Below are 10,350 nucleotides of genomic sequence, written 5' to 3'. Positions count from 1 at the left end.
AACCATTGCCACTAGAGCCATTGCCGCCAGAACCGTTGTCACCGGAACCATTGCCACCAGAGCCACTGCCGCCAGAGCCGTTGCCACCAGAACCATTGCCACCAGAGCCACTGCCACCAGAACCGTTACTGCCAGAACCATTGTCACCAGAACCGTTACCGCCGGAACCATTGCCACCAGAACCAGCATCGTCCTGAGAACCGTTACCGCCAGAACCATTGTCACCAGAACCAGTATCGTCCTGAGAACCGTTATTTCCTGGAGGTATATTATTATCCTTTGAGTTTCCTTCTGCAAAATGATCGCTATTTTGTACAATAGCGTTTGTTAATGGTTGGAAGTTTTCAGTTGCAGCATTACCGATATTTAAACCGCTAAAAAAAGATAAAGAGAGTGTTGATGCTAAAATGAAGATTTTCGTCATGGTTTTCCTCCTAAGAGATTAATGTTCCATCTAAAATACATCCCTTTGTAATATTTCTTAGGAAAAAGAGTTTTATGCAAAAAAAACTATATATAGAAAAAGGTGGTGTATTTGTCAAAGCAGAAAAGAGTTAATGTAGATTTCCTGCAAATAGTAGAGGGGGAGAATTTACATTTATAACGGTAGAGGAAGTGGCAGCAGATGAAAGAGTATATAGCGTTTGATATTGGCGGTACGCAAATTAAGTATGGTATTGTTTCAGAAATAGGGAGAGTATTAAAGCGTCAAACAGTTGCAACAGAAATTCATTTAGGCGGAGAACAAATTATTCAAAAACTTATATATGTATCCAAAAAAATAATGAATGAACATACTATTGCCGGAATCGGTATTAGCACTGCGGGAATTGTTGATATTAATAAAGGAATTGTGACGGGAGGTGCGGATCATATTCCGGGATATAGTACTATTCCTATTATTGATAGATTGCAAGAGATATTAAAAGTTCCAGTATCGATTGACAATGATGTGAATTGTGCAGCGTTTGGAGAAAAGTGGAATGGTAGTGGAAGAGAGAAAGAGAACTTTATTATGCTCACCCTTGGAACAGGAATTGGGGGAGCAATTTTTATAGGTGGAGAATTGTACCGAGGACATTCATTTAGTGCTGGTGAATGGGGGAATATGTTAATAGAAGGAAAAACGTTTAAAGAGGTTGCTTCGATTTCAGGATTAATTCGGCTTGTAAGAAAATATAAAGGCAAAGGCGAGTGGAATGGGAAAAGAATTTTCGAGTTGTATGATAAAGGAGATCGGGAAGTTGCTCAAGCAGTTGGGATCTTCTTTAAACATTTGGCGATTGGAATTAGTAATCTTGCTTATACTTTTAATCCAGAAACGATTATTATTGGTGGAGGAATTACCGATAGAGGAAATGAGTTTTTAAAAGAAGTAAAAGAGGAGGTCAGTAAATACTTAAATCAAGAGATTTATAATAATTGTGAGATTGAACTTGCACAAAACGGTAATTGTGCAGGAATGATTGGTGCTATTTACCACTTCTTACATCATCATAAGTAAATTATATGAATGTTTTCATATAACTGAGAATTTATCCTTTTTATCGCTAGGTAAATAATGCTACAATATAAGAGAAGAATACAATATTTTCCGATTTGGAAAATGCTTTGTAGAAAGGGAGAAACTTCATGCCTATTATTTTAGAAAAAGGTCAAAAGATCGATTTAACGAAAGGACAACCAAAAGTAGCAAAACTACAGGTTGGCTTAGGCTGGGATCCAATTGGGCAATCAGGTGGATTTCTGTCTTCATTATTTGGAAGTAAACCAAATGTAGATTGTGATGCATCTGTTGTTATGTTAGAAGGAGATCGTTTTTTAAACAAAAATGATTTAGTTTACTTCGGAAATAAACTTTCTACTTGTGGTAGTATTATTCATTCAGGAGATAATTTAACAGGTGAAGGCGCTGGTGATGACGAAACAATTTTCGTAGAATTACATAAAGTTCCAAGCCGTATTAATCGTTTAGTATTCGTTGTAAATATTTATGACTGTGTAAATCGTCGTCAAGATTTCGGGATGATTCGTAATGCATATATTCGTATTCAAAACCCGCAAACTGGTGAAGAATTAGCACGCTATAATTTATCGGATAATTATGCTGGCAAAACAACCCTAATTGCAGGTGAAATGTATCGTCACGGAAGTGAATGGAAGTTTTCAGCAGTTGGAGAAGGCACGCAAGATAAAAACTTAAGTGAGATTGTATCACGTTATCAATAAAATAACCGAGGAGGAATTGTATATGGCATCAATTTCATTGAAAAAGGGACAAAAGGTAGACTTAACAAAAACGAATCCAGGTCTTTCGAAAGTTCTTGTAGGACTTGGTTGGGACACGAATCGTTATGACGGACAAAACGATTTCGACTTAGATGTTAGTATTTTCTTAGTAGGCGCGAATGGTAAAGTTTCAGGAGCTGAAGATTTCGTTTTCTATAATAATCCAAAAGGTGCGAATGGTGCTGTAGAGCATTTAGGAGATAACCGCACTGGTGAAGGTGAAGGCGATGACGAAGCGATTAAAGTAGATTTGAAAAATGTTCCTGCTCACATCGAACGTATTTGTTTCACAATTACAATTTATGATGGAGAAGGCCGTAGCCAAAACTTCGGACAAGTTTCTAATTCTTTCGTACGTATTCTTGATGAAGAAAAGAATGCAGAATTAATTCGTTACGATTTAGGAGAAGATTTCTCTATTGAAACAGCCGTAGTAGTAGGTGAATTATATCGTCATGCAGGTGATTGGAAATTCAATGCAATCGGAAGTGGATTCCAAGGTGGATTAGCGTCTCTATGTAATAACTTTGGTTTAGATGTAGAGTAATAGATTTGATTTATATATCCATCGGTGAAATGTATGTTTACTGATGGATATATTTTTAAAGATAAAAATATAGAGGTGAATATAGATGGTTATTCAATTACAAAAAGGCCAGAAAATCGATTTAGGTAAGACAAGCCCTGGTTTAACAAAAGCAGTAATTGGTCTTGGATGGGATATTAAATCTTATGACGGCGGAGCCGATTTCGATTTAGATGCATCTGCCTTTTTATTAGATGCAAACGGAAAATGTACGAAGGAAACTGATTTTATCTTCTATAATAATTTACAGTCTCCTTGTGGATCTGTTTTACATACAGGAGATAACCGTACAGGTGAAGGTGAAGGTGACGATGAGCAACTTGTTGTGGATTTGAAGAAAGTTCCAGCAGATGTGCACAGAATTGCTATTACAGTTACGATTTATGATGCGGAAGGCCGTAGTCAAAACTTTGGACAAGTAGGAAATGCGTTCGTGCGTTTAGCGAATGAAGAAACGAGTGAAGAAGTTCTTCGTTTTGATTTAGGGGAAGACTTCTCCATCGAAACAGCAGTTGTCTTTTGTGAATTATACCGTCATAATGGACAGTGGAAGTTTAATGCAGTAGGAAGTGGATTCCAAGGTGGTTTAGGTGCGCTTGTAAGAGCGTATGGCTTGGATGCATAGAAAGGAAACGATATTCGTTTCCTTTTTTTGACCTTTCTATAAATCTAGCAAAGAATAGGGGATAAAGGTAAGATGAGTATTTTGCAAGGAATCCTTGATACGTATGCTCAGTTTTTCGACTTGGACATGTGGATTAAAGTGTTGCAGGATCCAGTATCTTGGGGATTAATTGGTACACTTGTTGTACTTGAAGGATTATTATCTGCTGATAACGCACTTGTGTTAGCAGTAATGGTAAAACACCTTCCGGAAGAAAAACGTAAAAAAGCATTATTCTATGGACTTATTGGAGCTTATGTGTTCCGCTTTATTGCGATTGGAATCGGAATGTTCTTAATTAAATTAGCATGGGTAAAAGTGTTAGGTGCACTTTACTTAGCGTGGCTTTCAGTTAAATACTTCATTGATAAAAGAAAAGGTAATGCAGAAGAAGAGGAAGCTCATGGTATGAACCAAAACAGTATTCTCTTCAGAATGTTTGGTGTCTTCTGGGGAACAGTTGCGATGGTTGAATTAATGGATATCGCATTCTCTGTAGATAGCGTGCTTGCTGCATTTGGTGTATCAAATGAAGTTTGGATTCTATTATTAGGTGGAATGCTCGGTATTTTAATGATGCGCGGTATCGCTGGTGTATTCTTAAAATTGTTAGAGCGTATTCCAGAACTTGAAACGACAGCATATATTTTAATCTTAATTATTGCAGCAAAAATGTTACTGTCTGTTATTCATATTGAAGTAAGTCATACATTGTTCTTCATTATTTTAGTTGTAGCATTTGGAGCAACATTTATACTTCACTACATGAAGAATTCTGGACAAGCTAAAGAAGAAGTTGCAGCTACTAAAGAAGACAATAAATAATTGAAATGGGTTTGCTCGTTTTGCGAGCGCCCATTTTTTATAACCAAAAATAGTTTATAATAGAAGAAGGACTTAGAAAAAACGTAAATGTTTTTGGAGGTGAACTGTTGTGTTTTCACGTTTTACACTTCAACCATATGCATTAAAAGATGAATCAGATTTAAAGCAATTTGAAACGCTTTTAGAAAAACGCCCACAATATGAGCTGACAGAGAATGAGATGAAATTTAGTTATATAGCATGTCGAATCCTTGGTGTTCCTAATGATGTAGATGAATATTTTAATGAACTGTTTGATTATAGTGAAGCGAAAGGAATCGAAGTTTTACACGAACAAAATTTAAACAAAGTGATTGATTCGGAAAAGCTTCGTCATATTCAAGAAGTGTTCGGATTACATCAAGAAGCACCAAATGGTCTGACAGTAAATAGGCTAGTTGCACACTTATCTGGGAAACAACTTTTACCGAAAGTAGACAATCCTGATTTACAGCATTACATACATACGACGTTTATTTCACTATTGAAATTATATGAGAAGCAACATAATCAGTCGTTAAAGACAGAAGGCTTCCGTCGTTTTTTAATCGACATAATTAAACTAAGCGAAAATTACGTAGCGAAGTGGTTCTCTACGATTAACTATAAGAAACAAATGCCGCGTATCATTTGGTACGGTGATGCACAGGAAAGCCGTATATATTTCTTATACTTTCTTATTATGCTCGGTTGTGATGTGCTTTATTATCACCCAGAAGGAAAAGATGGATTTGAAAATATTGATGAAGAGGGAAGAACTTTTGTTGTATCTCATTCAAGTCGCATTTCGCTTGAACCATTCCCTGATCGTCGCCGTGAGCGTGTTGCAACAGTAGCGTATCAAGCTTCGAAAGAAATTGAACAAGTACTTCACCACGATAATTCACTGCTGTACAAGCCGTGGCAATTCCGTTCCTATACGCCTGTAGCTCGTACACTAAAAACAACATATGATGAACTCTTTTTAATTACGAAAGAAAAGGCGTTTGTACGCCCGACATTCTTTGTTGAAAATAAACACATTTATATCCCTTCTTTATTTGCGAAAATATCCGGCGTTTCAAAGAATGATAAAGAATATTTTCAACGATTAAAGGCTGTTACATCATTTGATAACAGTTTATTAATTAATACATTCCCATTTACGAAAGAGCAAAAAGCAAACTTCCAATATCATTATCGAGATGCATTGGACCGAGCTGGGAAATTGCATCCTGATCTAATTATGAATAGCCATTGGTGGCCGCATAAGCGTTTACCGGAAGGTTTACAGCATGGAATTGCAGAAGCGATTATCCATACGTGTGAAAGTGAAATGTGTAAACCAATTGCGAAAGAGACGAAACAAGATGTAGCGCTATATGTTTTCGCGCAACTTTCTCAAATACCACCGAATATTTTAGAACAGCTTGAGAAATTTGATTATTCACAAGATGTACCGAAAATTGTTATATTTAATAATGAGAAGAGTGGAGAGTTAACTCGTTCTGATGCTGTTTTATTACTATTTTTGAATCAAATTGGAGTAGATGTATTTCATTTCAATCCAACGGGAAGAAACGATATTGAACCGTATATTGAAGCGGGGGCATTTGATTCACATTGGCTTGAAGAGGTTAATTTCGATCTTGAGTTTCATGGTTCATCAGCCTATAAAAATTTATCACAAACAATAAAAGGACTATTTCGTCCATTTTTATAAGGAAAGGGAGAATACCATATGAATAACCCAGTCGTACTAGATCCGAAAACAGAATTAAATGAACAAACAGCACAAGATGTTCGCTTACAACTTAGACAAGATGCGGATGTACAACGTATTTATAATGCGGTAGATATTAAAGATCAATTAGAATTAATTGAACTTGGAAAAGAACCTTCTATGGAAATTTCACGTTTTGCTGATCAAATTTTACATACAATGTCATTATCAAAGATAGAAGATTCTGGTGAATTATTAAAACAGCTTGGTAAAATTATGGACCGATTCGATAGTAAAGACTTTGCGGAAGAGAAAAGCGGTTTCTTTTCACGTATGTTTAAAAAAGCGGATAAAATGATTGAACAAATTTTTAGCAAGTATCAAACGATGGGCCGTGAAATTGATAAAGTTTATGTGGAAATTACGAAGTACCAAGATGAGATGAAAAAATCAATTGGTACGTTAGATGGCTTGTATGAGCAAAACTTAAAATATTATCTAGACTTAGAGAAGTACGTAGTAGCAGGAGAAATGTTATTAGAGCGTTTAAATACAGAGTTAGTTCCGATGTATGAAGAGCGTGTACGTAATAATGATCAATTAGCAGGTATTGAATTAGAGTCGCTTAAAAACTCTGTTGAAATTTTAGAACAGCGTATTGACGATTTAGAAAAAGCACGTATGGTTGCGTTACTTACAGCACCACAAATTCGTATGATTCAACGTGGTAATAATAAATTAATTGGTAAAATCAATACAGCATTTATTACAACGATTCCTATCTTTAAAAATGGTATCATTCAAGCGGTAAATGCGAAGCGTCAAAAGCTTGTTGCAGATTCTATGGCTGAACTGGATCGCCGTACAAATGAATTACTTAAGAAAAATGCACAAAATATCGCAACGCAAAGTGTAGAAGTAGCGAGATTATCAGGTTCTTCTAGTATTAAGATGGAAACACTTGAGGAAACTTGGAACATTATTTCAAGAGGTATGCAAGAAACACAACAAATTGAAGAGCAAAACAAACGTGAGCGTGAAGAAAGCCGCAAACGTATGGCTACATTAACAGAGAACATCAAAAAAGAATTACAAGGATAAAGTGAAACTTTAATCAGTGGGGTTTTGTTCATCCCCACTGATTATTAGCCCACACCAATCGGATGTTTATGGGCAGTTAATCTCCCACCTAGTTTCTTTATTCTAGCTAAATTTTGAGGTGGGGGTTTTACTGCCCGTTAATATGGGGTAAATGAAAAGGCAATGAGGAATATTCCTCATTGCCTTTTTAGTTTCTCTTCACTAATTTAATAATCTCATTCACAACAAGTGGAATGATACTTAATAAGAGAACGAATCCCCAATCTCGCATCGTTAATGCATGTACACCGAATATATTTGCAAGGGGCGGGATGGAGATGATACAAACTTGCATAAGAACACCGATAAGAAGGGAGAAAACTAAATATTTATTTGTAAAGATCCCAATTGAAAAAATTGATTTCGTTCTTGAACGCAAGTTAAATGAATGAACGAGCTGAGAAAAACTAAGAACGACAAATGCCATCGTTTGAGCGTGTAATAGAGCATCGTCATCAATTCGCTCTGGGAAAAGAGGGAATAAATTTGTATCTCCAGTATAGAATTTTGCTCCGGCGATAAAAGCTATTAGCGTTAAAAGTCCAATGATAACTCCATTGAAAATCAGGAAAGGAACGCTGCCACTAAATAAGCTTTCTTTTGCATGTCGTGGTTTTTCCTTCATCACATCTGGATCTTCAGGATCAACCCCAAGTGATAATGCAGGCAGTGTATCTGTAATTAAATTCACCCATAAAATATGAATAGGTCGTAGTGGTGTTGCCCAGCCGAGTAAAATTGCTAAAAATAAAGCGATAATTTCTCCGAAGTTACAAGAGAGTAGGAAGAGAATTGATTTTTTTATGTTGCGATAAATGTTTCTACCTTCCTCAACAGCTTTCACGATAGATGAGAAATTATCATCTGTTAACACAACATCTGCTGCCCCTTTTGCAACGTCTGTTCCTGTAATGCCCATCGCTACGCCGACATCGGCTTGCTTTAAAGATGGTGCATCATTGACGCCATCACCAGTCATAGAAACGATATTTCCTTTCGCGCGTAATGCCTTTACAATTTTCACTTTATGCTCTGGAGAGACTCTAGCGAATACATTTAAATGATTAATTTTGCTAGCTAGTTCTGTATCAGAAATGTTATCTAATTCAGTTCCAATCATAATTTCCGATATTTCTTCAGCAATGCCAAGTTCTTTGGCAATTGCAAAGGCGGTATCTTTATGGTCACCAGTAATCATAACTGTGCGAATACCGGCTTTTTTACATTCTGTAATTGAATCTTTCACTTCAGTTCGTGGTGGATCAATCATACCGACAAGACCAATAAAGATAAGATTTTCTTCAAGATGATTTATATCCACATCGTTTGAATTGTATTGTTTAAATGCGAATGAAAGTACTCTTAAAGCTTCTTGAGACATTGCTCCGGCAGCTTCTAATATTTGATTTTTATCAGAATCAGTTAAAATCTCAATTTTGCCGTTTTTAAAAATATGGGTACATCGAGGTAAGAGCTTATCAATAGCGCCTTTCGTCATGCTATAGTAGCTTTCATCGTATGTATGTACGGTTGACATCATTTTACGATCTGAATCGAAAGGTACTTCGTTAACACGTTCATGTATTTTTTCTAAATGATCTTTTTGCATGTTAAAAGTGGTTCCAGCAACGAGAAGTGCAATTTCAGTCGGGTCTCCCGTTTGTGATTCGTTATTGTAAGAAGCATCATTACATAGCACCATATTTTCTAACAATAGACGTTGCGCATCATTATTTACATTTAAACTTTCTAAGCGATCGTATGTGTTATCACTATAAAAGTGAGTAACGGTCATTTTATTTTGCGTTAACGTACCTGTTTTATCTGAACAAATAATTGTGACAGAACCGAGGGCTTCAACAGCTGGTAGTTTCCGAATGATAACGTTTTGTTTAATCATACGTTGCACACCAATTGCAAGAACGATGGAAACGATAGCTGGCAAGCCTTCTGGAATAGCTGCAACGGCTAAACTAATAGCAGTCATAAACATTTCTAACGTATCCCGGCCTTGTAAAAAACCGATGAGGAACATAACGATACAAATAGCTACAGCGACAAAGCCTAAATATTTTCCGACTTGTGCTAAGCTTTTTTGAAGTGGTGTCATATCATCGTCTGCTTCATGTAAAAGGGTAGCAATCTTACCAATTTGTGAGTTCATTCCAGTTTCAACAGCAACACCGACGCCTCTTCCGTATGTTACAAGAGTGGACATAAATGCCATGTTTTTTTGATCGCCGAGTGGTACTTGCTCATCACTTTGCATGGAAGGGTGGTAGATTGCATCTTTATCAACAGGGACAGATTCACCAGTTAGAGCAGATTCTTCAACTTTTAAATTTGCGGTTTCAATAAGGCGTAAATCGCATGGGATATATCGTCCGGCGTCGAGCATAACGATATCACCTGGAACGACGTGCTCAGATGGAATTTCTTTTAGTTCACCATCTCGCTTGACGATAGCTTTAGGTGTCGCCATCTTTTTCAATGCCTCTAAGGCTTGTTCTGCTTTCGATTCTTGGACGACACCGATAACAGCATTTAAAACTACAACGAGCGCAATGATACTTGCATCTGCCCATTCACCTACAAAGGCAGAAATAAGGGCTGCAATAATAAGGACATATACGAGGACGTCATTAATTTGGGCGAAAATACGCTGCAATAAAGTGCGTTTTTGTTTTGTAGCTAATTCATTAGAACCGTATTGCTTTAAACGTTCACTTACAATTTCATCTGTTAAACCGTGTTGTTCGTTTGTTTCTAGGTCAATTAATGTTTGATCTTTCGTCTTACTGTACCAATTGCTCATAAGTAAGCACCTCCAGTAAAAACAGTTAGCAATGGTAGTGTTGCTATTATTTGTGAGTAGTATGTATGGAGAAAAAATCTAAGGTGAGGTTCTACTTCTATTGTACAATATTTTACAGTTGGTTGAGGGAAAGAGAAGAGTTGTCATGAATTTGTTGGAAATAAAAAAGAGCCTCATATAATGATATGCTCCCCCTATAGTAGACAGAAAAAAGAAAGCTTTATATCCTGTCTACTATAAGGGGGATTTTTTTATGGGGAAAATTAGAAGAACATATGATGAAACATTTA

General features: G+C 36.5%; 8 protein-coding genes and 1 pseudogene. 7 read left to right on the top strand and 2 right to left on the bottom strand.

What is annotated here, in order from left to right; genetic code table 11:
• Positions 1–424, bottom strand: a pseudogene (locus MR168_RS30420) (cell wall anchor protein); the annotation flags it as partial.
• Positions 425–625: 201 nt separating this feature from the next.
• On the opposite strand from MR168_RS30420, the gene MR168_RS30415 reads away from it, so the two are divergent.
• The 7 genes from MR168_RS30415 to MR168_RS30385 all read left to right on the top strand — a co-directional run bounded on the left by MR168_RS30415 (position 626) and on the right by MR168_RS30385 (position 7,206).
• Positions 626–1,504 (top strand): ROK family protein, encoded by an 879-nt coding sequence (locus tag MR168_RS30415; RefSeq protein WP_086412074.1) that lies wholly within the window; start codon positions 626–628, stop codon positions 1,502–1,504.
• Between the two features lie 128 nt (positions 1,505–1,632).
• The gene (locus MR168_RS30410) at positions 1,633–2,229 is read left to right on the top strand and encodes a TerD family protein (protein ID WP_001121586.1); all 597 of its coding nucleotides are present in this window, start codon (positions 1,633–1,635) and stop codon (positions 2,227–2,229) included.
• Positions 2,230–2,251: 22 nt separating this feature from the next.
• Positions 2,252–2,836 carry a TerD family protein gene (locus MR168_RS30405; RefSeq protein ID WP_000146726.1) on the top strand — a complete coding sequence of 195 codons (585 nt, stop codon included), beginning with the start codon at positions 2,252–2,254 and terminating at the stop codon, positions 2,834–2,836.
• 85 nt (positions 2,837–2,921) lie between these two features.
• Positions 2,922–3,500: a TerD family protein gene (locus tag MR168_RS30400; RefSeq protein WP_000236643.1), complete on the top strand. Its 579-nt coding sequence runs from the start codon at positions 2,922–2,924 to the stop codon at positions 3,498–3,500.
• Between the two features lie 72 nt (positions 3,501–3,572).
• The gene (locus tag MR168_RS30395; protein ID WP_000025695.1) at positions 3,573–4,364 is read left to right on the top strand and encodes a TerC family protein; all 792 of its coding nucleotides are present in this window, start codon (positions 3,573–3,575) and stop codon (positions 4,362–4,364) included.
• 109 nt (positions 4,365–4,473) lie between these two features.
• Positions 4,474–6,105, top strand: a complete 1,632-nt coding sequence (locus MR168_RS30390) for a YceG family protein (RefSeq protein WP_000492859.1) — start codon at positions 4,474–4,476, stop codon at positions 6,103–6,105.
• 18 nt (positions 6,106–6,123) lie between these two features.
• Positions 6,124–7,206, top strand: a complete 1,083-nt coding sequence (locus MR168_RS30385; protein ID WP_001064409.1) for a toxic anion resistance protein — start codon at positions 6,124–6,126, stop codon at positions 7,204–7,206.
• A 187-nt stretch (positions 7,207–7,393) separates the two neighbouring features.
• On the opposite strand, the gene MR168_RS30380 is transcribed toward MR168_RS30385, so the two are convergent.
• On the bottom strand, positions 7,394–10,060 hold the full coding sequence (locus tag MR168_RS30380) for a cation-translocating P-type ATPase (protein ID WP_086385311.1): 2,667 nt from the start codon (positions 10,058–10,060) through the stop codon (positions 7,394–7,396).
• Between the last annotated feature and the right edge of the window lie 290 nt (positions 10,061–10,350).

Source organism: Bacillus cereus group sp. BfR-BA-01356, from assembly GCF_022663635.1.
Lineage (GTDB): Bacteria > Bacillota > Bacilli > Bacillales > Bacillaceae_G > Bacillus_A > Bacillus_A cereus.
This window is presented reverse-complemented; position numbering and strand designations above follow the sequence as displayed.